The 22227-nt window shown below is 75.2% G+C and carries 21 protein-coding genes; 10 read left to right on the forward strand and 11 right to left on the reverse strand.

Features of this window, described 5'->3' with window-relative positions; translation table 11 throughout:
- The coding region (locus OF117_RS02825) for a hypothetical protein (protein ID WP_263551266.1) at window positions 1–1236 on the forward strand (1236 nt) is incomplete at its 5' end.
- 44 nt (window positions 1237–1280) lie between these two features.
- Here OF117_RS02825 and OF117_RS02830 read toward each other — a convergent pair.
- On the reverse strand, window positions 1281–2525 hold the full coding sequence (locus tag OF117_RS02830) for a sensor domain-containing diguanylate cyclase (RefSeq protein WP_263551267.1): 1245 nt from the start codon (window positions 2523–2525) through the stop codon (window positions 1281–1283).
- Between the two features lie 203 nt (window positions 2526–2728).
- Here OF117_RS02830 and OF117_RS02835 point away from each other — a divergent pair, with 203 nt between their 5' ends.
- Window positions 2729–3766 carry a glutathione S-transferase family protein gene (locus OF117_RS02835; protein WP_263551268.1) on the forward strand — a complete coding sequence of 346 codons (1038 nt, stop codon included), beginning with the start codon at window positions 2729–2731 and terminating at the stop codon, window positions 3764–3766.
- A gap of 80 nt (window positions 3767–3846) precedes the next feature.
- Here OF117_RS02835 and OF117_RS02840 read toward each other — a convergent pair whose 3' ends face one another.
- From OF117_RS02840 to OF117_RS02850, 3 genes are all read right to left on the reverse strand, one after another.
- Complete coding sequence (locus tag OF117_RS02840) at window positions 3847–4092, reverse strand: hypothetical protein (RefSeq protein WP_263551269.1); 246 nt, start codon at window positions 4090–4092, stop codon at window positions 3847–3849.
- An 82-nt stretch (window positions 4093–4174) separates the two neighbouring features.
- Entirely contained in the window at window positions 4175–5005 is an 831-nt protein-coding gene (locus tag OF117_RS02845; RefSeq protein ID WP_263551270.1) for an EAL domain-containing protein, read from the reverse strand.
- A 216-nt stretch (window positions 5006–5221) separates the two neighbouring features.
- Complete coding sequence (locus tag OF117_RS02850) at window positions 5222–6634, reverse strand: DUF4407 domain-containing protein (RefSeq protein WP_263551271.1); 1413 nt, start codon at window positions 6632–6634, stop codon at window positions 5222–5224.
- Between the two features lie 303 nt (window positions 6635–6937).
- On the opposite strand from OF117_RS02850, the gene OF117_RS02855 reads away from it, so the two are divergent.
- Both OF117_RS02855 and OF117_RS02860 read left to right on the forward strand, forming a co-directional pair.
- Window positions 6938–7408 (forward strand): hypothetical protein, encoded by a 471-nt coding sequence (locus tag OF117_RS02855; RefSeq protein WP_263551272.1) that lies wholly within the window; start codon window positions 6938–6940, stop codon window positions 7406–7408.
- A gap of 272 nt (window positions 7409–7680) precedes the next feature.
- On the forward strand, window positions 7681–8085 hold the full coding sequence (locus OF117_RS02860) for a hypothetical protein (protein WP_263551273.1): 405 nt from the start codon (window positions 7681–7683) through the stop codon (window positions 8083–8085).
- Between the two features lie 129 nt (window positions 8086–8214).
- Here OF117_RS02860 and OF117_RS02865 read toward each other — a convergent pair whose 3' ends face one another.
- Window positions 8215–8946, reverse strand: coding sequence for an alanyl-tRNA editing protein (locus OF117_RS02865; RefSeq protein WP_263551274.1), 732 nt, complete (start codon window positions 8944–8946; stop codon window positions 8215–8217).
- Window positions 8947–9143: 197 nt separating this feature from the next.
- Here OF117_RS02865 and OF117_RS02870 point away from each other — a divergent pair, with 197 nt between their 5' ends.
- The 6 genes from OF117_RS02870 to OF117_RS02895 all read left to right on the forward strand — a co-directional run bounded on the left by OF117_RS02870 (window position 9144) and on the right by OF117_RS02895 (window position 16184).
- Window positions 9144–10685 (forward strand): HNH endonuclease signature motif containing protein, encoded by a 1542-nt coding sequence (locus tag OF117_RS02870; protein ID WP_263551275.1) that lies wholly within the window; start codon window positions 9144–9146, stop codon window positions 10683–10685.
- A 206-nt stretch (window positions 10686–10891) separates the two neighbouring features.
- The gene (locus OF117_RS02875) at window positions 10892–11515 is read left to right on the forward strand and encodes a putative quinol monooxygenase (protein WP_263551276.1); all 624 of its coding nucleotides are present in this window, start codon (window positions 10892–10894) and stop codon (window positions 11513–11515) included.
- 140 nt (window positions 11516–11655) lie between these two features.
- Complete coding sequence (locus OF117_RS02880; protein ID WP_263551277.1) at window positions 11656–13257, forward strand: SpoIIE family protein phosphatase; 1602 nt, start codon at window positions 11656–11658, stop codon at window positions 13255–13257.
- A 110-nt stretch (window positions 13258–13367) separates the two neighbouring features.
- Entirely contained in the window at window positions 13368–13979 is a 612-nt protein-coding gene (locus OF117_RS02885; RefSeq protein ID WP_263551278.1) for a DUF6318 family protein, read from the forward strand.
- Between the two features lie 428 nt (window positions 13980–14407).
- Window positions 14408–14881 (forward strand): hypothetical protein, encoded by a 474-nt coding sequence (locus OF117_RS02890; protein ID WP_263551279.1) that lies wholly within the window; start codon window positions 14408–14410, stop codon window positions 14879–14881.
- Between the two features lie 190 nt (window positions 14882–15071).
- A complete protein-coding gene (locus OF117_RS02895; protein ID WP_263551280.1) occupies window positions 15072–16184 on the forward strand; it encodes an Ldh family oxidoreductase in 1113 nt (370 codons plus the stop codon).
- A gap of 36 nt (window positions 16185–16220) precedes the next feature.
- Here OF117_RS02895 and OF117_RS02900 read toward each other — a convergent pair whose 3' ends face one another.
- The 6 genes from OF117_RS02900 to OF117_RS02925 form a co-directional block, all read right to left on the reverse strand.
- Window positions 16221–17339, reverse strand: coding sequence for a hypothetical protein (locus OF117_RS02900; protein ID WP_263551281.1), 1119 nt, complete (start codon window positions 17337–17339; stop codon window positions 16221–16223).
- Between the two features lie 138 nt (window positions 17340–17477).
- Window positions 17478–18500, reverse strand: a complete 1023-nt coding sequence (locus OF117_RS02905; protein ID WP_263551282.1) for a hypothetical protein — start codon at window positions 18498–18500, stop codon at window positions 17478–17480.
- A 13-nt stretch (window positions 18501–18513) separates the two neighbouring features.
- Complete coding sequence (locus tag OF117_RS02910) at window positions 18514–18732, reverse strand: hypothetical protein (protein ID WP_263551283.1); 219 nt, start codon at window positions 18730–18732, stop codon at window positions 18514–18516.
- A 33-nt stretch (window positions 18733–18765) separates the two neighbouring features.
- Entirely contained in the window at window positions 18766–19995 is a 1230-nt protein-coding gene (locus tag OF117_RS02915) for an NAD(P)/FAD-dependent oxidoreductase (RefSeq protein WP_263551284.1), read from the reverse strand.
- A complete protein-coding gene (locus OF117_RS02920) occupies window positions 19992–21071 on the reverse strand; it encodes an acyl-CoA dehydrogenase family protein (protein WP_263551285.1) in 1080 nt (359 codons plus the stop codon). Before OF117_RS02920 ends, OF117_RS02915 begins: the two co-directional genes overlap by 4 nt.
- On the reverse strand, window positions 21068–22219 hold the full coding sequence (locus OF117_RS02925; protein ID WP_263551286.1) for an acyl-CoA dehydrogenase family protein: 1152 nt from the start codon (window positions 22217–22219) through the stop codon (window positions 21068–21070). Before OF117_RS02925 ends, OF117_RS02920 begins: the two co-directional genes overlap by 4 nt.
- Between the last annotated feature and the right edge of the window lie 8 nt (window positions 22220–22227).

The following is a 22227-nucleotide window of genomic DNA, read 5'->3' on the forward strand; positions in this document are numbered from 1 at the left end:
GGCCGCGTCACCGGCCGCGTCACCGGCCGCGTCACCGGCCGCGTCGCCGGCCGCGTCACCGGCCGCGTCGCCGGCCGCGCTCCGGCGGCGCGGCCCCCCGCGCGCCCTCGCCTGCCCGGCCTCGGCGCCGTCGTGCCCGCCGTCCGCCGCACCGCCGCGGCCCTCGCCCTCGCGCTGGCGGCCGGCTGCACCGCGGGGACCACGCCGGGCCCCGCCCCGCCCGCAGAGCGGGGCCCGTTCAGCGAGCTCCTGGGCACCGTCGATCTCGACGCCGCCGTCGACGCCGACGTGCGCCTCTTCGACCTCGCCGCCCTCCCCGGCGGCGGAGCGGTGGCCCTGCTCGGCGGCGACTCCGGTGACAGCCACCTCGTCGAGGTCGCGGCGGACGACAGCGGACCGGGGATCGGCCTCGGCGTCGGCGGCGTGCGCCGCATCCCCGCCGTCCGTCCCGGCGCCGACGTCGTCGCCGCCCCCGACGGCGCCGTGCTCGTCGTCGGCACGAGCGAGGCGACCGGTGAGCTGCAGCTGCGCGCGGACGGCGGGACCACGCCGCTCGGCCCGCCCGCCGACGCCGTCGCGACCGCCCTCTCCCCCGACGGGGACGACCTCTACGTCGGCGCCGGGGCCCGGCTGGTCCGGGTCGACCTGCCGACGCGGCGGACGACGGGCGTCGACGTCCCCGCCGCCGTCACGCACGTGGCGACCGGCCCCGACGGCGGCCTCACCGCCCTGCTCGCACTCGACCGCGGCGACGCCGGACCCGGTGTCGCCCTCGTCCGGTACGACGCCGACCTGCGACCGGCCGGTCCACCCGTCGACCTCGTCGCGGAGGGCAGCAGTGCCCGGCCCGCCGGCCTCCAGGTGACCGACGACGGCACCGCCGTCGTCGCCCTCGGCGAGCAGGCCCCCGGCCCGTCGCGGCCGCGGCTGCTCACCGTCGACGACGGCCGCATCGCGACGGCGATCGACCTGCGCGGCACCGAGGACTCCGGCCTCGACCTCGCCGTCGACCCGGCCGGGCGCCACGCGCACGTGCCGCTGGCCGCCTACCAGGTCGAGCCGGCCGTGGTCACCTTCGACCTGGCGACCGGCGAGCGCGTCGGCGAGGTGGTCCTCTGCCCGACCGGGGCCGGCAGCCTCGGCGCCGTCGCGCTGGCCGCCGACGGCGGGACCCTCACCGTCTCCGGCGTCTGCCTGGGCGAGGGCCTGGCGACGACCGCCTTCGTCATCGGGTGACCGGCGGCCCGGGGCCGCGGCCCGGGGCTCCCCCTGGAAGCTCGCTACGCCGACAGGTCCTCGTCCTCCACGACGTGCAGCACCCCGCGCCCGCGCTCCTTGGCGCCGTACATCGCGCGGTCCGCCACCGACAGCACCGCCTCGAGCGTCGTCCCCGGCCCGGCCATGGCCAGGCCGATGCTGGCCGAGATCCGCACGGTCCGCCGTCCCACGTCGACCTCGTCCACGAGGGCGGCCGCGAGCCGGTGGCCGAGGGTCTCCGCCGTGGCCCGGTCGACCCCGGGCAGGATGGCGGCGAACTCGTCGCCGCCCAGCCGCCCCACGACGGCCCCCGGGACGACGTCGAGGACGGAGCACCGCAGCCGGTCGGCGAGCCGCACGAGCAGCTGGTCACCGACGGCGTGCCCGCCGCGGTCGTTGACCTCCTTGAAGCGGTCGAGGTCGACGAACAGCACGGCGCCGCCCCCGTACAGGGCCGCCCGGCCGGCGTCCAGGAGGTGACCGCGGTTGGCCAGCCCGGTCAGGGGGTCCTGCCGGGCGGTGCGCAGCAGCGACCGCCGCCACCCGTCGGCCTCGGTCGCGACGGCGGTGAGCCGGTCCACGGCCTCCCGCAGACCCAGCAGCTGCTGCGCGTCGGCCGACGGCGACAGCTCCCTCACCGCCTGGGCGAGCAGGTCGAGGACGGCGTCCAGGGGCTGCCGCGTCGCCACCGCCTCCAGCGCCCGCCCCTGGACGGCGAGCAGGCCGGCGTCCCACCGGTGCGCGGCCACCTGCCGCCGCAGGGAGAGCACGCTGCGCACGAGCCGGACCTGGATCTCCAGCACGTCCTGCTCCGCCGCGGTGAACTCCCGCGGCTCGTCGTCGAAGACGCCCAGCGAGCCGAGGACGAAGCCGTCCTCGTCGATCAGCGGCACACCCAGGTACGCGCGGATCGCGCCGGCCACCACGGCCGGGTTCTCCCGGAGGACCGGGTGGTCGAGCGCGTCGGGCACCCGCAGCGGGGCGCGCAGGGCCACGACGTACGCGCAGAACGAGAGCTCGTCGGCGACGTGCGAGTGCGGCGCGCCCACCCCGCGCTCGGCGGGGAAGCACTGCTCGTCCGGGCCGACGAGGTTGATGATCGCGATCGGCGCGCGCACCGCCCGCGCCATGTACGCCACCACCGCGTCGAGGTCCGAGACGCCGGCGTGGCCGGGCAGCCGGTAGCTGTCGATCGCCGCCAGGCGCTCCGGTTCGGCAACGGCCGGGCGGGGGTCGGGCAGGACGGGCGACGGCACGCCGGTGGTCACGCGGCGGAACCCTAGCTGCCGACGGTCACCCGGTGAACACGCTGCGGCGCGCTTCCGGAACGTTCATGTACCTGAACGCCGGGCCCGCCCGCTCGCGCCCCGGCTCCTCCCGCGCCCCCGCCTGCGTCGGCGGGGACGGGCTCCCGCGAAGATCGTCAAGCGCTCAACCTGCGCCCACGCCGTTCGTCGCCCAGGCTGGGTGCATGGCGAACGACACCTCCGGATCCGGCTACGTCGAGCAGGGCGGCTACGAGCGGGACACGCAGTACCTCGCCGACCGGATCACCGCCGACGGGTCGAGCGGCTGGCCGGTCGAGCCCGACCGCTACCGGCTGGTCGTCGCCCGCGCGTGCCCGTGGGCCAACCGTGCGGTCATCGTGCGCCGGCTGCTGGGCCTCGAGGACGTCATCTCCATGGGCATCTGCGGTCCGGTGCACGACGAGCGCAGCTGGACCTTCGACCTCGATCCCGGCGGCCGCGACCCGGTGCTCGGCTACGAGCGGCTGGAGGAGGCCTTCCTCGCCCGCGACCCCGGGTATGCGAAGGGCATCACGGTGCCGGCGATGGTCGACGTCCCGACGGGAGCCGTCGTCACCAACGACTTCCCGCAGATGACGCTCGACTTCTCCACCGAGTGGGCGAAGTTCCACCGCGACGGCGCGCCCGACCTCTACCCCGACGAGCTGCGCGACGAGATGGACGACGTCATGCGGCGCGTCTACACCGAGATCAACAACGGCGTGTACCGCTGCGGCTTCGCCGGCGACCAGACGGCCTACGACGAGGCCTACGCGCGGTTGTTCGCCACCCTGGACTGGCTCGAGGAGCGGCTGTCCGGGCGGCGGTACCTGATGGGCGGGCACGTCACCGAGGCCGACGTCCGCCTGTTCACGACGCTCGCCCGCTTCGACGCCGTCTACCACGGCCACTTCAAGTGCAACCGGCAGAAGCTGGCCGAGTTCCCCGCGCTGTGGGGCTACGCGCGCGACCTGTTCCAGACCCCCGGCTTCGGCGACACCATCGATTTCCCGCAGATCAAGGAGCACTACTACGTCGTCCACGCCGACATCAATCCGACGCAGATCATCCCGGCCGGTCCCGACACGTCGGTCTGGTTGACCCCGCACGGCCGCGAGGAGCTCGGCGGGTCGCCCTTCGGCGACGGCACCCCGCCCGGACCGCCGTCGGCGGAGGAGACGGTGCCGGCCGAGCACGGGCCGGGCGGCATCCCGCACCGCTGAGCCCGGACCGGGTGGCTCTCCCGCGCCGCTGAGCCCGGACCGGGTGGCGTCCCCGCGCCCGGGGACCGTGGCCGGCGCGGTCAGCTCCCGGACTGCGGCGTCCAGGCCCCCGTCGACAGCTTCTGGAACACCACGCCGAGGGCCTGCAGCAGCGTCAGGGACTCGAGTGTTCGCAGCCGCGAGGCCTCGGCCTGCACCTCGGCCCAGCTCACCTCCGGCGCGGACTCGCGGAACAGCTTCCGCGCCTCGGCCAGGGCCTGGGAGACGCCGGTGAGGCAGACGTCGGGCCCGAACAGGGGCCGCACGCCGATCGGTTCGATGCGCATGGGCCCGACGCTAGGAACCGGACCGCAAGGAATCCGCAGGGAAGCGGTGAGGAAGGCGCGAGATCCGCCGGCCGGCCGCGGATCAGACGACGGCGGCCCGCTCCCGCTCCATGCCGTTGGTACTGCCCGTGAGGCACTCGGCCAGCGGATCGGCGGCGGCGAACAGCCACCCCTGCGCCGTCGGGCAGCCCATGCCGAGGAGCGCGGCCCGCTGCTCCTCGGTCTCCACGCCGACCACCGTCACCGCGAGGCCGGCCTCGCCGGCGAGGTCGACCAGCCGCTGGACGACGGCGCGGTCGCGGCCGCTGCCGAGGAAGCCGGCCACGTAGCAGCGGTCGATCTTCACCCCGTCGGCTGCGACCGCCCGCAGCCGCCGCAGCGAGATCCCGCTGCCGGCGTCGTCGACGACGACCGCCACGCCGGCGTCCCGCAGCTGCCCGATCGGCCGCGCCGCGCCGTGCAGGTCGTCGACGACGAGCGCCTCGGGCACCTCGATCCGCACGAGCGACGGCGGCAGGCCCGCCTTGCTGGCCGCGTCGACCAGCAGCTCGGGCAGGCCGGGCGCCAGCACCCGCTCGGCGCTCACGTTCACGTGCAGTGCGATGGCCGCCGCGTCGTGGCTGAGGGCTCGCCGGTGCGCGGCGAAGTCCGCGATCGCAGTGCGCAGCACCCAGTCGTCGAGCAGCGGCAGCTCGCCCGCGCGCGCCAGGTCGGCCAGGAAGGTCTCCGGCGTCAGCAGCCCGCCCCGCGGGTGCCACCAGCGGACCAGCGCCTCCACGGCGACCGGCGCCGCATCGGCGAGCCCGACGAGCGGCTGGTACCGGAGCTGGAGCTCACCGCGTGCGGACGCGCGGCCGACGGTCGACTCGGCGTGCTCCACGGAGCGGGCGCTCCGGGGCGAGGGGATGTGCATGGCGGCTGCCTCGTGCTCCGCAGGGCCGGCGGGGGATCGGGAGTTCATACCGGAGGGACACGCTACGGAGTGGGACGCCGGCGGAGTGTCGCCCGAGCCGGGGTCGCCACCCTCCCGGGTCAGGCGCCCGCCGTCGCGGCGATCGGCCGGCCCGCCGTCCCGACGGCACAGCGCGGGAGACCGCCGTCCCGATCGCACGCCTGGGCGGCGCCGGCATCAGACCGCCGTCGGCATCCGGTCCGACGGGCGGCGGCGGACCGAGCGCACCGTGCGCACGGCGTTGCGGGCCCGGTCGAAGACCGGCCCGGTGTCCCACAGCGGCCGTCCCGGCCGCACCGGCGCGGCGGCGGTCGGCACCGGCGCCTCGGCCGCCCGGGCGGCGGCCAGCGCGGTCGCCTCGGCCTCCGCGAGCGCCGCCCGCCGCCGGGCCAGGATGGCCTCCTTGCGGCGGTCGATCCGCTCCCGCTCGGCCAGCACGAGCAGCTCCTCGTTGGCCATGGCCACGGTCCGGCGCGACTGCTGCTGCAGCTCCTCGATGTCGACGTCACCGGCATCGCGCAGCGCGGCCAGCCGGTCGTAGGCGCTCGGCGGGCCGAAGTTGAGCAGCAGCTTCATCAGCACCGGCAGGATCTCGATGCACATGAACAGCAGCGAGAGCATGGCCTGTGCCGCCGCGAGCGTGGCGTTGCGGTCACCGAGGCGATCGAGCGCCTCCAGCCGCATGAGCAGCCCGCCGGCGCCCTCGTTGGTCGCGTCGAACGCGTCCTGCAGGCGGTCCTGATCGGCGGTGAGCCGGGTCAGCTCGGCCTTGTCGGTGGCCAGCGACGCCGCGGCCAGCTCGGCACTGCGCGCCTCGGCCGCCGCGGCCGCCGCCGTCGCCGCGTCGAGCTCCGCGCGGGCGCTGTCGACCGCGGACGCCTGCGCGTCGGCGGCCGCGCGGGCCTGCTGGAAGGCCAGGCCGGTGCCCGCGTCGCCGGTGCCGCAGGTGCCGTCGAGCTCGCACTGCGCCCTGGCCTCGAGCTCGCGCTCGGTGCCGACGGCCGCGTCGTAGGCGGCCTGCTTGGCGGCCAGCTCGCCCTGCACGTCGGCCAGCTCGGGATCGCTCCTGCCCCCGCTGGCGACGATGGCCTCTCCGTCGGCGATCCGCTGCTCCAGCTCGGGCAGGTGGGCGAAGCGCGCGTCGCCCTCCAGCCCGGCGCGGTAGGCGTCGGCGGCCTCGGCCTGCATCGTCACGATCTCGGTGTCGATCTCGCGGTGGAACACCTGCAGCGTCAGCGGCGTCGCGATGACGACGCCCAGCACGAGGGCCAGCCCGACCCGCGGGACGGCGAGCAGCAGGTTCCGCTTGAGCGACGCGTCGTGCGCCATGCCGACCAGGAGCATCCGGTCGAGGTTGACCACGACGGCGCCCCAGCCCAGGCCGACCAGCAGGGCCAGCGGCCACCAGACGCCCAGCGCCATGGCGACGGCGAACGCCGCCGACAGCACGGCCAGCCCGCCGGTGCTGAGCAGCACGCCGCCCAGCGCGACGAACCGCGGCCGCGCGCCGGGCGCCGCGGCCAGGACGTCGGGCCGCGCGCCGCCGAGCGCCGCCAGTCCGTTGCCGATCGACCGCAGTGGAGCTGCCATGCAGAGCCATCCCCCAGGCGACGGGGGTCGTGGAGCAGCCGCCGCCTCCCCTGCCTCATCGGCAGTCCGGGCAGGTCACCGAACGACCAGGTCGGTGATCGCCGTCGCACGGCCGATCAGGAGCCGGCACCGCTCCGGCGGCTCCCGGAGCCACCCCTGCCCGGTGCGTCGGCGGAGGCCGACCGCCGCTGATAGCACGTCCCACGGCTGTCCGACCTCGGCCGGCGGGCCGGGCCTGTGGACGCCGTCCCCGCCTGTGGACGGCGCCCGCGCGACGACGCCCTCCGGTGCAGGGTCCGGCGCATGACGACTCCCCCGATGACCCAGGTGCCGGTCCGCTCCGGCCTCGCGCTGACCCGACGCTGGGCCGCGCTGCTCTCGCCGCCGGTGTTCTCCGCCCGCAGCCTCTGGATGACGTGGCTCGACGGCGACGGCGTCCAGCTACCGCTGGTGCTGCCGATCGACGACTTCCCGTCCCGGCCGGACCTGGCGGCCCTCGACGGCCTGCGGCAACTGCACGACGACGGCCTGCGGCAACTGCACGACACCGTGGCGGAGCTGTACCTGGCCGATGGGGGCCACCTCGCCCTGGCGCTCTGCCGGCCCGGCGAGTGCGTCATGGACGGGGACGACGACGAGTGGGCCGAGCTCCTGCGCGAGGCGTTGGACGACCATCGGATCGACCAGACCTGGAGCCTGCACCTGGCCGCGGGTGGCCGGGTGGTGCCGCTCGTCGAGGCCCCCGCGCGGACCTGGGGCGGGCCGTCGTCGTGACGCAACCCGTGCGACCTGCGGACCGCAGCCGGCCCGTCGACGGCGTCGACGGCGTCGACGGCGCTGCGCCGGCGGTTCCCGCGCCGAGCTGGCGGGCGGGTCCGACGGCGAGCTGGCCGACCGGTCCCGCGGCGGGCCGGCCGGCTGATCCGGCGGCGGGCTGGCCGACCGATCCGACGGCGGGCGCCGGCGCGCCGCACCCACGGGCTGCGCCGCCGGAGCGCCCGGACGGCACCGTTCTGGAGCCCATACGCCGCCGCATCTCGCGGCGGGTGCTGGCCCTGGCCGTGGGGGCTCCGCTCCTCGTGGTGGTGACCTCCTTCGTGGCCTTCGACGCCCCCTCGGAGCCACCGAGCCCACGGGCGGCTGCCGAGGAGTACTTCGAGGCCATCACCGCCGAGCGTTGGGACGTGGCCTGGGACCTGCTGTGCTCCGCCGACCGGCGGGACGAGCAGGCGCGCAGGCGCTACATCGACCACTGGGAAGAGTCCGCGCGCCTCCTGCCGCCCCTCGGAGATGACCCCTTCACCGCCGCGCGGGTTCGCCCTGACGAGCGATCCTCGGTGCCGGCCTTCTTCGTCGAGATGGTGCTGCCCGAGGACTACGGCTCACTTCCGCTCGGTGAGGTCCACGTCGTCTGGGAGGACGACGCGTTCCATGTCTGCTTCGACGCGTGACGGCCCCTGATGTCCCGGAGGCCTCCGTCCGCGCCCTGGGAGTCGTGCCTCCCGCGTTGACGCGGTGGCCGAGTCGTGCCCCGCGTGACGGGGTCGGAGAGCCGCCCCCCGCCGTGGCACCGGTGAACGTCAGACGACGCGGATGCGCAGCCGGCGGAAGCCGCGCCCCTTGTTCTCCATCTTGGTCACCTCGACCCGGCCGACCATCGACGTCGAGGCGACGTGCGTGCCGCCGTCCGCCTGGGTGTCCAGCCCGACGATGTCGACGATCCGCACCACCTCGATGTCCGGCGGCAGCAGGTTGGTCGCCGTCCGGATGATGTCCGGGATCGCGAACGCCTCGTCCCGCGGCAACGTCTTCACCTCGATCGGCCGGTCCGCGGAGATCTCGGCGTTGACGGCCTCGGCGACGCGGTCCTTGAAGTCGGCGGGCACCTCGGCGAGGTCGAAATCCATCCGGGCGGTCAGCGGCTCCATGTTCCCGCCGGTCACCAGGGCACCGAAGTCGCGGAACACCACACCGGTCAGCACGTGCAGCCCGCTGTGCGTGCGCATGAGCTGGGTGCGCCGCTCGTCGTCGAGCGCTCCTCGGACCGCGGTGCCGACCGGTGGCACCGGATCGCCCTCGACCGGGACGAGGTACAGCTCGTCACCCTTGCGCGTGCCGGCGATGCGCGTGCGGACCCCACCCCACAGCAGCACGCCCTCGTCCGGCGGCTGCCCGCCACCGCCGGGGTAGAAGGCCGACCGGTCGAGCACGATGCCCTGATCCGGGTCGGCCGACAGCACGACGGCGTCCCACTCGCGCAGCGTGGCGTCGTCCAGGTCGAGTCGGTGGGTGTGCCCGTGCGCAGTGGTCATTGCTGCATGCTGCCCGGCGCACCGACCCATCGGCAGCCCGCCCGGCACCGTGACGAGGGACGCCGGCCTGAGCTGCGGAAACTGTCGTACCCGTCTTCTACGGTGCGGTCATGTGGGCAGACGAGCCGCCGCGGGAACCCGTCGAGTGGACGCCGTGCCCGGTGCTGCCCTAAGACCTCGCGCCGGAGCTGTCCGACATGGAGCTGGTGTCCGACATCTGGGCCGCCGACGCGCACGCCGCCCGCGAGCACGCGCGCAAGGCCGAGGCGATCGCCCGGTTGGCCCGGCGCCGCCGTCGTGACGCACTGGCCGAGCGCGGCGACCGCGGAGGACGTGGCCTCGACTCCCGCATGCTGGTGCACCCGGTGCTGGCCGAGGTGTCCGAGGACTTCGTGGCCGAGCTGGCGCTGATCCGCAACTGCTCACCGTCCGAAGCGGAGGCGCTGGCGGTGGAGGCCATCCTGCTGACCACCTCGCTGCAGCCCACCTGGTCGGAGCTGTACGCGGGACGCATCGACGTCCGCAAGATGCGCGCGGTCGTCGACCTGCTCGGCCAGGTCGACCCCGAGGTGGCGGCCCGCGTGCAGCAGCGCGTGCTGCCCAAGGCCGAGCAGCGCACGGTCGCCTGGCTGCGCGCTACGATCCACCGGCAGCTGGCCCGCCTCGACTCCGAGGCGGTCGACCGCCGGCGTGCCGAGAAGGCCAGGCAGGCCGACGTGCGCGCCCACCCGGTCGGCGACGGCATGAGCCAGCTCGTCGCCGATCTGCCCACCCCGGCAGCCGCGGCGTGCGCCGATGCGGTCGACCAGTACGCCAAGCTGTTGCGGGCCGACGGTGACACGCGGCCCATCGGCATGCTGCGCGCGAGCGTGCTGCACGACCTCATCCTGCGCCCGTGGGACACCAGCCGGCCGCCGGTCACCGCCGTCCTGAGCATCCATGCGCCCCTGCCTTCGCTGCATCCGGCCCTCCCATCACCGGCCACGAGCGCCGCCGCCCCGGCCGACGCCGGCGCGGCAGCATCGACCGGACCGCTCGCCGGAGGTCAGCGAGCTGCACGGCCCGACGGGCAGCCGGCGTGCGAGGTCAACGGGCAGGTGGTCACCGCCGAGCAGTGCCGCGCGCTGCTCCAGGAGTTGGACATGCTCGGCGTACGGCAGGCACCGCCCGGTGGCTGCGTGCAGGTCGCCATCGGTGACCCCGCCACCGGTCGGCTGGTCGCCGTGGCCACCCGTCGCGAGCTGCGGCGCGCCGCCGGGAGCGGCCGCCGGCGACGGCGGCGCGGCGCAGCCACGCGCACCACGATCGGCGCCGCGGCTGCCACCGGTGACGGCGTCGGCCTCACCTCGGCCGACGGGTCGGGCTTGCGTCCGCCTCCGGCGACGACCTCCTACTCCCCGACCGCGGCCCAGCGCAGGTTCGTCACGGTCCGCGACCGGCACTGCCGCATGCCCGGTTGCCGCCGCCGTCCCGGTCGGCTCGACATCGACCATGCGGTCGCGCATGCCGATGGCGGGGCCACCGACTGTTGCAATCTCTGCTGTCTGTGCCGTACCCACCACCGGATCAAGACCTTCGCCCGCGGGTGGCGCTTCGAGTTCCTCAGCGATGGCCGCCTGATCGTCCGAACTCCCAGCGGGGTCACCCGCACCACCGCCCCACCCGGCTACTGCTGGGACGACGAACCCGATCCGCCCTGGCTCGACGAGCAGGCGCCGCCCGATCCGCTCCTGGTGTAGTGGTCGCGTGCCCGCGAGCGTGCCGCCAACGGGGTCGAGACCATGGAGTCGTCTTCGACGCTCGCGAGACAGAAGTGCGCCGCGACCGTCCGGCGGCCGCCATCGCGTCGTGGCGCCGGACCGTTGTGGACCCCGGAGGACGCGAGGAGGCTGTGCCGCGCGGCGACGCCGCTGGGGCGCCGCCCGCGTCCTGGAAGGAGGGCGGCATGTACGCCCGCTCAGTCATCGTCCACGCCGACCCGCAGCGGATCGACGACGGCCTTGCCTACCTGCGTGACGAGGCGATGCCGGTCGTCCAGGACACCCCGGGTTGCGTCGGGATGTCCATGCTCTGCGACCGCGACTCCGGCCGGTGCATCGCCACCACGGCATGGGAGTCCGAGGAGGCGATGCGCGCCAGCGCGGAGAGCCTGCGGCACCTGCGCGAGCGCTTCGCCGACGTCCTGGGCGGCACGATGGAGGTGCAGCAGTGGGAGGTCGCCGGGATGCATCGACGGCGGCCGGCCGGGGAGGGCGCGTGCACCCGCGTCACCTGGAGCCGCGCCCGCGACGCCAGCCAGGTCGACCACATCATCGAGTCCTGGAAGGCGACCATGCCCATGCGGCTGGACGAGATGGACGGCTTCTGCAGCGTCAGCCTCATGGTCGACCGGGGCACCGCAAGGGCAGCATCGGCTGTCACGTACGAGAGCCGCGACGCGCTCGATCGGTCGCGCTCGGCCGCCCAGGCCATGCGCGACCAGTTCGTCACCGCCATGGACGTCGAGGTCACCGAGGTCGCCGAGTTCGAGCTCGCCTTCGCCCACCTCCGCGTACCCGAGATGGCCTGACCGGAGGTTGCCGGTGCGTGCGGCGACCGCCCGCACGCACCGGCGCCTGCTGGCACCGACGGCTCATCGTGGGCGTAACGTCCTGGACCGACCTCCTGTCGCATGGAGCGCCCGCGGCGGCGAGAAGGGCTGGGCGGGGCGTGACCGAGTGGGGTAGCGCGCCCGGCGGCGGCAGCGAGCGCGCCCTCGAGGCGATGCCGATCGGCCTCATCGTCGTCGACACCGACTGGCGCGTGTCGTACATCAACTCCGCCGGTGAGGCCGTCGTCGGCTACACCCGGCAGCAGCTGGTCGGCATGTCCTACTGGGAGGCGTTCCCGGCCAACGTCGACAACGAGTTCGGCCGTACCTACCGCGAGGTCGCGGCGACCGGCCGACCGGCGATGGTCGAGGCCTTCTACCCCGACCCGCTGAACAAGTGGTTCGAGGTCCGCGCCGTCCCCGGGCCCGCCGGCCTGTCGCTCTACTTCACCGAGGTCACCGAGCGCCGGCTCGCCCAGGAGCGGCTCGCGCTGCTGGCCCGCGTCGGTGTCGAGCTCGCCGCCACCCTCGACGCCACCGCCGCGGCCGCCCGGATCCCCGGGCTCGTCGCACCCATCCTCTCCTCCTGGTGCGCACTCACGCTCGTCCGGGACGACGGCACGCTCCGCGACATCGGCAGCTGGCACCCCGACCCCGAGGTCCGCCCGCTCGTGCAGCGCTACGCCGCCGCAGCCGCGCACGCCCCGGCACCCGGGTCGTCTGTCACCCGCGTGCTCGACTCCGGCTCCCCCGTCGTCGAGACCGGCGGAGCGCTGACCGTTCCTCACGACTGCGACGAGTCCGTCGCGGCCGTGCTCGCCGAGCTCGCCCCCGGCACGCTCACCGTGCTGCCCGTGCGCGGCCGCGACCGGACGCTCGGCGCGCTCTCCCTCGGCACCAACCGCCTCCGACCCGTCGCGCCCGGCGACGTCACGACCGCCCAGGAGGTCGCCGACCGGCTCGGCCTCGCGCTGGACAACGCGCGCCTCTACGACCAGCAGCGCCGACTCGCCGAGGAGCTGCAGCGCAGCCTGCTCACCGCGCCACCCGAGTCCGACGTCGCGGAGATCGCCGTCCGCTACCTGCCCGCGGCCGAGGCCGCCCGCGTGGGCGGCGACTGGTACGACTCCTTCCTGCACCCCGTCGGCGCCACCGCGTTCGTGATCGGCGACGTCGTCGGGCACGACACCGCCGCGGCTGCCGCCATGGGGCAGCTCCGCAGCCTGCTGCGTGGCGTCGCCGTGGCCACCCGCGCGGGCCCGGCCGGCATGCTCAGCGCCCTGGACGCCGCGATCACCCAGCTGCAGATGCGGACCTACGCGACGGCGGCCGTCGCCTGCCTCTCGCGCGACGGGGACGGGCGGGCGACGCTGCTGTGGGCCAACGCCGGTCACCCGACACCCCTCGTGCTGTCGGCCGACGGCGGCGTGTGCGAGCTGGGCGGCGGTCGCGGCGAGCTCATGCTCGGTGTGGACGCGGCCGCGACGCGCACGGACACCGAGACCGTGCTCGATCCCGGCGCGACCGTGCTCCTCTACACGGACGGGCTCGTCGAGAGACGTACCGGTCACCTCGATGCCGGCACGGCCGTGCTGCGCGCCGCGCTGCACGAGCTGCGCCACCTGCCACTCGAGCAGCTCTGCGACGCGCTGCTCGACCGGCTGGTCGAGGGACGCCCCGAGGACGACGTCGCGCTCGTCGCCCTCCGCGTCCGCAGCTGACCCGCCCGTCGTGCCGTCTGACCACATGCCGGACGGCGCGGTGTCGCCCGATCGGGCCACCGTCCACAGGCCGTCAGCGGACGACGGTCCGCGCTGGCTAGTCTCCGGCCGTGCGTGATCACCGACTCCGGGCAGGGCAGCAACCTCGACGGCTGGCCGTGCTCGGCTTCGCGGCTGCCGTCCTGGTGCTGACCGGCTGCAGCGAGGCGCCGCAGCAGCCGGCCGCGGTCGACGCCGCACCGACGTCGGCATCCGCGTCCCCCACGGAGGAGGAGCTGCCGCCGCTCGGCCCTCCGGATTTCCCGGTCCCCGACGAGGCCCGTACTCAGGACGAAGCCGGCGCCGAGGCCTTCCTCCGCTACTACATCGAGCTCATCAACCGTCAGCAAGCTGTTCCGGACGGTCAGCCGCTCCGCGACCTCGGTCCTGACTGCAGGGAGTGTCATGTAATTGCGCAGCGGTTCGATGACGCCGCGGCGGCGGGATACAAACTAGAAGGCGGACAACTCTCAATTACAAGCGATCTTGGGACGAAGGCATCACCCAATGAGGCGGAGATTGCCTTCATAGCCCGCGCCGAAGCGGCCGCCGCGTATGGAATGACAGGGACGCCCATCGCCGGCCTTCAGTACCCGGCGCAGGAGGCGTTGTCCTCGGGTCTCGGCGTGGTCTGGTCGCCTACGGATGAGTCCTGGCTAGTGAGCAAGTTAACGATCGGATGACGAGATCACTGCGTCGTGTCGCCTTGGCCGTATCGACCATAGCAGGATTGACTGTCCTACCCGCCGACATTGCGCTTGCCTGCCCATTTAGCTCATGTCCCGAGGTCGATTTAAAGCATGGCTCCGCAACGGTAAACCTGTCCCGTGACATCGCCGGGCAATTATACAAGCAGGGTGACGATCAAATCGCCGACTATCAATGGCGCCTGCAACACATGTGCACCATCTCCGATGCAGAGAGAGGCGGCTGTTCAGCCACGAACTTCCAGTCATGTCCTGAGCCGCCCGGACGTGTTGTCAGATACCTAGTGCTTGAGCGGCGACCCATTGTTCGCCCTGATGGCACAGTGGCAGACGGTCTCGTCCCACCATCTGGTCTTCAACCTGGTTCCCCGATGGGCGCCTGGACGGAAGTCAGGCGCGGGTGCTTGGACATCACCGTGCTCAACCCGCCGCCGAGTCCGGGCGAGGTCTACAGCTACTTCCGCCGCCTGCCGCTGCCCCAACTGGCGGCACGACACCAGCCGCCGGGCAACGGCCTGAGCAACCTGCCGGTGATCTTCTACACCGACGCCCCGACGACGCAGACCTTCACCGTCGACGTGCGCGGCTTCGACGTGGTCATCGACGCCCGTGCCGTCGAGTTCACCTGGCGCACCGGTGACCCGGCCCGACCGACCATCACCACGACCGACCCGGGCGCGCCCTACCCCGACCACACCATCACCCACGACTACCGGTCGGGCACCTACACCGCGTCGCTCACGGTCACGTGGGCCGGTGACTTCTCCATCGACGGCGGTCCCTCGACCGCCATCCCCGGCACCACCACGACCGACGGCCCGGCCGACACCTTCTCCGTCCTCCAGGCCCGGCCCGTCCTCGTCGACCCCTACCGCTGACCGCACATGCCGGCCCGCGGCACCGACACGGCTCACCGGACCTCCCAGTCGACCTCCGGGACGGCTTGGCGAAACTGTGGGGAGAGCCCACCCGCCACCGTTCCGCACCACAGCCGCCACGCACCACGGGAGAGAACGTGAGCACTGCGCCGTCCCGCACGCCCGCGACCGGCACCTCCGGTGAGCGCCGGTGAGCGACGCACGGCCGGCCTCCCGGCGCTTCCCCGCCGACCTGCTCCACCGCCAGGTCACCTCCGTGCTCAGCGCCTGGGGCATGCCCGACGACCTGGTCGAGACCACCGCCGCCGTCATGGTCGACACCGACCTCGCCGGCATCGACTCGCACGGCATCCAGATGCTCACCACGTACGAGACGCTCCTCCGCCGCGGCGAACTGCAACCCGCCGCCCGGCCCGCAGTCGTCAGGGAATCCGCCGTCTCCGCCCTGGTGGACGGTCGCGCCGGCCTCGGCCACCCCGCCGCCGCCATGGGCATGCGGCTCGCCGTCGACAAGGCCCGCGAGGCCGGCGTCGGCCTGGTCGGCGTCCGCAACTCGCACCACTTCGGCGCCGCCGGCCACTACGCCGCCATCGCCGCCGACCAGGGCATGCTCGGCCTCGTCACCACGACCACGCGGCAGATCGTCGGCGTCCCCACCCGCGGCGCCCTCCCCCGCCTCGGCACCAACCCGATCGCGTTCGCCGCGCCCACCGGACCCGGCCGGCCACCGTTCCTGCTCGACATGTCGACCACAACGGTCGCCGTCAACAAGGTCAGGGTCTACGAGCTCAACGACCGCCCGCTGCCCACCGGCTGGGTGCTCGACGGCGCCGGCCGGTCGGTCACCGACCCCGCCGCCGCGGTCCGCCAGATCAACGACTCCACCGAGGGCGGCCTCACCGCGCTCGGCGGCGAGGCCGACAAGGGCAGCCACAAGGGCTACGGCCTCGGCGTCGCCGTCCAGATCCTCGCCGGGGTCCTCACCGGCTCCTCCTTCGGGCCGCTCCGCGAGCCCGGCGGTCCCGCCGACATCGGCCACTTCTTCATGGCTCTCGACCCGCACCTGTTCCGGGACGGCGACGACTTCACCGCCGACCTCGACGCGGTCGTCGACGTCCTCCACGACACCCCGCCGGCCGACCCCGACCTCCCCGTCCTCGTCGCCGGCGATCCGGAGGCGATCAGCCGGGCCGAGCGCGCCCGCACCGGCATCCCCGTGCCCGACGCGCTCGTCGAGCGCATCCGCGGCCTGTGCGACCGCGCCGGTGTGCCGTTCCTCCTCGACGGGCCGGCGCCGGGCTGACCGGTACGCGGGGGTGACCGGCGCAGGGCTGACCGGCTACAGCGGCACCACCGGCGCCGTCACCGACCGGGTGCCACCCGACCAGCCGGGGAGCAGCAGCATCTTCACGCCCACGCCGCCGGTCACCACCAGGTGCAGGTCGGACGGCGACGGCGCCACCGCCAGCCCCTCGAGCACCGCGGGATCGGTCGGGAACCCGCCGCCGGACGACGCCGACCCGGACCGCACCGACCCGGACGACGTCGAAGCGGACCGCGCCGACCCCGACGCCAGCGACGCCACCAGCTCCGCCGCACCCGCCCGCAGCTGCGCGCCGCCCCGGTCGAACAGGTGCCGCGCGATCTCGTCCGGGCCCCAGCCGCGGTCGGCCAGGAAGCCCGCCAGCTCCGGCGGCAGCAGCAGCACCGAGTCGTACTGCGCCGCCCGCCGAGGGTCTCCCGCCGCCAACCCCACCGCGGCCAGCGCCGCCGCGACCGGGGCCAGCAGCGTCTCGGCGTCCCGGTACCCCAGGCCCGGCAGCACCTCGACCGTCCCGGCCACGCCGAGCACCGTCACCGCGTCGCCGCTGACTCCCCGCCGCGCGGCCAGCGACGGCCACGGGCCGTCCTCGCCCTCCGCCGTGCAGCAGGTCAACTTGGCGGGTTGTCCATGGGTCGACATGTCGGTGAGTCCACTCGTCGCCCCGCCGATCCCGGCCAGCGCCAGTGCCACCGCCCGACCGACGCACACGTTGGCCCGGCTGCCCGGCCCGAGCCCGTTGCCTCGCGAGGTCATCCCGAGCCGCGCCGCCACGGGGCCGTGCACCAGCACGCCCACCGCGGCCGCCCCGGTCGTGGTCGACATCCCCAGCAGGTTCACCCCGGCGTCCAGGGCCGACCGCGCCGCGGCCACCACCACCGGCAGCTCCGCCGGCCGGCACCCGGCCAGCACCGCGTACCAGGCAACCGCCCGCGCGGTCAGGTCGCCGCCCAGCGCCGGCACCCGGCCGTACACCAGGTCCGGCGCCTCCACGTCGGCGAGCATCGCGGCCAGCCGCGCGCGGGTCGGCGGCACAACCGGCAGCCCGTCGCCGTGCCCGGCCTCGAGCAGCCGCTCCAACACCTCGACCGGGTCGGCGTCGTCGGCCACGACCGGCAGGCCGGTCGGACCGGTCACGCCGGCGCTCCGTCCGGCGCGGCCGTCACGCCGGCGGCCCGTCCGGCGCGGCCGTCACGCCGGCGGCCCGTCCGGCGCGGCCGTCACGCCGGCGATCCGTCGGGCGCCGCCGTCACGCCGCCACCGGGCCGCGCTCGGTCATGCCGGCACGGCCCGCGACACCGCCGCCGTCGCCCCGAACGACGGGATCCACGCCGAGTGCTTCCCCGCTCCCCCGGCCACCAGTACGTGCAGCTGCTCCGGACCGGTGCTCACCGTGTACGCGTCGCCGTCGGGCACGACCCCCCAGTCCTCGAACTGCTTGCGGTTGTTCGCCGACACCTTCGCCACCGGGATCCGCGCCTGCTCCCACAGCCGCTGCTGCAGCGCCGGCACCGTCCACCCGTCGCGCGCCAGGGTCGCCGCGTGCTCCGGCCCCAGCACCAGGAAGTGCGGACCCTTCACGTACACGTTGTTCGACCCCGGCTGCGCCATCACCCCGGAGATGGTCAGCAGCAGGTCCTCGGCCGACGTCCCGCCGTGGTCGTTGACGTTGTGCGGGCCCTCCGTGGCCGCCACCGTCACCACCGACTCGCCGGGCGCGAAGCCGCGCCGCGCCGAGTACGGCTCGAACGGGCTCTCCTCCTCGTTCTCGCCGAAGCAGAACGTGTACTTCGCCGGCCCGCCCTGCGTCGAGCGGTCCATCGAGCCCGGCCGCGCGCCGCCGATGTTCGTCGTCACCAGCTGCACCGCCCGGCCGATCACCGCGTTGGCCCGCGTGCCCTGGCCGAAGCAGTTCGTGCCGCAGTTGACCCGCAGCGCGGTGCGCACCGGCCCGGACACGACCACCAGCGGCGCGCACGGGTGCGTCGTCGCCAGCACGCCGTGCAGGTTGTACTCGGGCGCCTGCAGCGCCCGCACCGCGGCGAGCACCACCGGCACGTCGGCCGGCCGGCAGCCGGCCATCACGCAGTTGGCCGCGAAGCTCTCAGGCGTCGGCACCAGCCCGGACGGCGGCAGCGGACCGAGCTCCAGCTCGACGCCGTCCAACGCGCGCAGCGCCGCCTCCACCCGGGCCGGCGTCGGCGCGACCAGCGGCAGCCCGTCGCCCCAGCCGCGCCGCAGCGCCTCGTCCTGCCAGTCGTCCTCGGTGATGCCCGGCAGGTCCAGCACCGCGCTCACGATCGCACCCCCGTCACGACGACCCCCGCGCCTCGTCGGCCACCGCCAGCAGCTCCCCCGTCGCGGCCTCGACCCGCGACGCGAGCTCGGCCTCGTTCAGCCCGCCCACCGGGTGCGGCACGACGACGAACCGCGGCGACACCCGCTGCGCCTGCGCCTGCGCGCGCACCAGCGGCAGGAAGCTCTCGGTCACCACCAGCGGCGCCACCACGCCGCGCTTCTCCAGCTGCACCGAGTCGTGGAGACTCCACGACGAGCACGAGCCCTAATCACCGACCGCGACCAGCACCATCTTGAACCGCTCGGACAGCCAGTCGATGGTGTCCTTGTCGGCGGCCACCGACGCGTTCGGCTTGCTCGCGAACCCCAGCTCGGGCAGCGCCCAGTGCTCCTGCAACCGCGCACCCAGGCCCTGCAGCAGCTCGGTCGCGTTCGGCTTGGAGTTGCTGAACAACGCCACCTGCGACCAGTCCGCGGTGCCCCCGCTCGCCATCGCCGCCGCCTCGTCGGCCGGCGGCACCCCGTGGGTCGGGTCGACCACGCGCAGCCCGCCGGCCGGCGGCGCAGCAGCCGGCGTGGGTCCGGCGCCCGACCGCAGCGCCGCCACGGCCGCCCGCCCCGCGGCCGCGCCGTCGGCCTCCGCCGCCGGCAGCTCCTCGACCGCACCGGCGCGCGCGTCGCCGGCCACGAACAGGTTCCGGACGGCGGTCCGGCCGCCCTGCTCGGCGACCAGCCGGCCCGCCCCGTCGACCGGCAGCCCCTCGACCAACGCCTCCGGTCCGCGTCGCCCGACGTAGGGGAACACCCCGCGCACCGTCAGCTCCCGCTCGCCGTCGACGGTCCGGACGACGACGCCCGACAGCACGCCCTCGCCGCGCAACCCCACGACCGACGCGCCGGCGAGCACCTCGACGTTCTCCACGGCCGCCAGCCGCGCCGCCCGGGACGCCGACCACCGCGGCTCCCCCGGCACCAGCACCGTCACCGCCGACGCCAGGCCGGCCAGCTCGAGCGCCTCCTCGGCGGTCCACTCGTCGTCGCCGACCACGGCCACCGGCGCGCCGCGGAACAGCGGCCCGTCGCACCCGGCGCACGTCGACACCCCGCGCCCGGCCAGCTCCGCCTCGCCGGGCAGCCCCAGCCGCCCGGGCCCGAGGCCGGTGGCCACGACGACGGCGTCGGCGGTGATCTCGCCGTCGGCGGTGTCCAGCCGCAGCGGCCCCTCGCCGTGCACCCGCGTCACCTGCGCGTACCGGACCGCCACCCCGGCGGCCTCCGCCCGCTCGACCAGCCGGGCCATCAGGTCCGGGCCGGAGCCGGTGAAGCCCGGCACGCCGTGCACCGCGGTCAGGTTGACCAGCTGCCCGCCCGGCGCCAGCTGGTCGAACACGGCGACGTCCAGCCCCGCGCCCGCGGCCTCGGTCGCCGCGGCGAGCCCGGCGGTGCCGGCCCCCACGACGGCGACGTCCCAGTGCGCGTCCCGCCCGGCGCTCACGCCGTCACCAACCCGGTCGAGATCCGCGGCCACAGCTCGTCGGCGCCGGCCTCGGCCAGCCGCCGGCCCAGCTCGCGGTTCCACCAGCGCTCGGAGCCGAACTCGTCGCGCCACGACCACAGCCGCCGCGACAGCTGGCCCAGCTCGTACTCCTTGGTCATCCCGATCGCGCCGTGCGCCTGGTGCGAGTGCCGGGCCGCCGTCGTCGCCGCCTCCGACGCCACCGCCTTCGCCGAGGCGACGTCGGCGAACGACGGGTCGGGCCGCGCGTTGCCGGCCGCCACCTGGACGGCGAGCTGCGCCAGCTGCGCCTCCTCGGCGATGGTCACCAGGTGCGCCTGCACCGCCTGGAAGCGGGCCACCGGCCGGCCGAACTGGTGCCGCTCGCCGGTGTAGCGGACCGTCAGGTCGCTGACCCGGGCCAGCGCGCCGGAGATCAGCGCCGCCCGGGCCAGGGCGCCGCGCAGCCGCAAGGCGTCGGCGTGCACCCCAGGCGGCGCCTCGGCCACGGCGTCGTCGGGCAGCGCCCCGCCGTCCCAGGTCAGGGTGTCGCGCGGCTCGTCCGCGAGGTTGCGCCCCGGCGTCACCGACGCCGACGACGTCGGCGCCGACACCACGTACGTGCTCCCGCCGGACGGCGCCAGCAGCACCACCCGCTCGGCCCGACCGCCCCACGGCACCCGGTGCACCCGCGCCGACAACGACCACGAGCCGGGCCCGCCGGTGAGCGACACCGTGTCGTCGGGCCGGCCCACCGCCACCGACAGCGGCCCCTCCGGCAGCTCCAGCCCGGCCGCGCCGAGCGCCCAGCCGCCGAGCAGCCCGGCCTCGGCCAGCGGCACCGGCGCGGCGAACCGGCCGGCGACCGCGAGCAGCGCGCAGGCGTCGGCGACGTCGCCCCCCGACCCGCCGGCCTCCTCGGGCACTGACACGTACGGGAAGCCGGACTCGGCCAGCGCGTCCCACAGCCGCGCCGACCAGCCGGAGCCCTCCGCGGCGACGACGTCCTCGGGCGTGCACAGATCGCCGAACAGGCCGGTCGCGACCTCGACCAGCATCGAGCGGTCGTCACTCATCGACCCAGTCCCTTCGCCGCGACCCCGCGCAGGATCTCGTTGGTGCCGCCCCGCAGCGTGTACGACGGCGCGGTCAGCACCGCCTCGGCGAGCAGCGCCTCGAACAGCGAGGCCGACCCGGCGTCCAGCTCGGTCTCGACAGCGGCCCGCAGCGCCTCGACCACCTCCTGCTCGAAGCGGGTGCCGATCTCCTTGACCAGCGCCGCCTCCACCGCGGGCGCCTCCCCGGCGTCCAGCGCGCGGGCCACCGACAGCGACATCTGCCGGATGGCCCGGTAGCGCGAGGCCAGCCGGCCGAGCACGACGGCCTCGTCGTCCGTGGCGTGCTTGCCGGCGTCGCGCCCCGGACCCTCGCGCAGCCACTCGCGCAGCAGGGGGAACGTCGACAGCCAGCGGTCGGGACCGCTGCGCTCGTAGGCCAGCTCGCTGGTCACCTGCTGCCAGCCGCTGCCCAGCTCGCCGAGGACCATCTCGTCGGGGACGAACACGTCCTCCAGCGCCACCTCGTTGAAGTGGTGCGACCCGTCGAGGTACGGGATCGGCGAGACGCGCACCCCGTCGGCGTGCAGGTCGACGATCAGCTGCGACAGGCCGGCGTGCTTGCTGCCCTCCTCCGGCGGGGACGTGCGGCAGAGCACGGCGAACCAGTGGTTCCGGTGCGCCTCGCTGGTCCACACCTTGGTGCCGGTGACCCGCCAGCCGCCCTCGACCCTCGTCGCCCGGGTGCGCACCGAGGCCAGGTCGGAGCCCGAGTCGGGCTCGCTCATCCCGAGGCTGAAGTAGATCTCGCCGGCCGCGATGCCGGGCAGGAAGCGGCGGCGCTGCTCCTCGGTCCCGAACTGCAGCAGCGTCGGCCCGGTCTGCCGGTCGGCGACGAAGTGCGCGCCGATCGGCGCGCCGGCGGCCAGCAGCTCCTCGGCGACGACGAACCGGTCGACCGCGCTGCGGCCGTGCCCGCCGTACTCGGGCGGGATCGCCATGCCCACCCAGCCGCGGGCGGCCAGCTTCCTGGAGAACTCCGGGGCGTGCCGGCCGGCGAAGCCCAGCGCCGGCCGCGAACCGGCCGGCAGCTCGGCGGCGAGGAACTCGCGCACCTCGGCGCGCAGCGCCTCCTCGGCGGCGGTCAGCGACGTGACGGCGAAGTGCATGCGGGGCG

This window comes from Geodermatophilus sp. YIM 151500 (assembly GCF_025716945.1).
GTDB lineage: Bacteria > Actinomycetota > Actinomycetes > Mycobacteriales > Geodermatophilaceae > YIM-151500.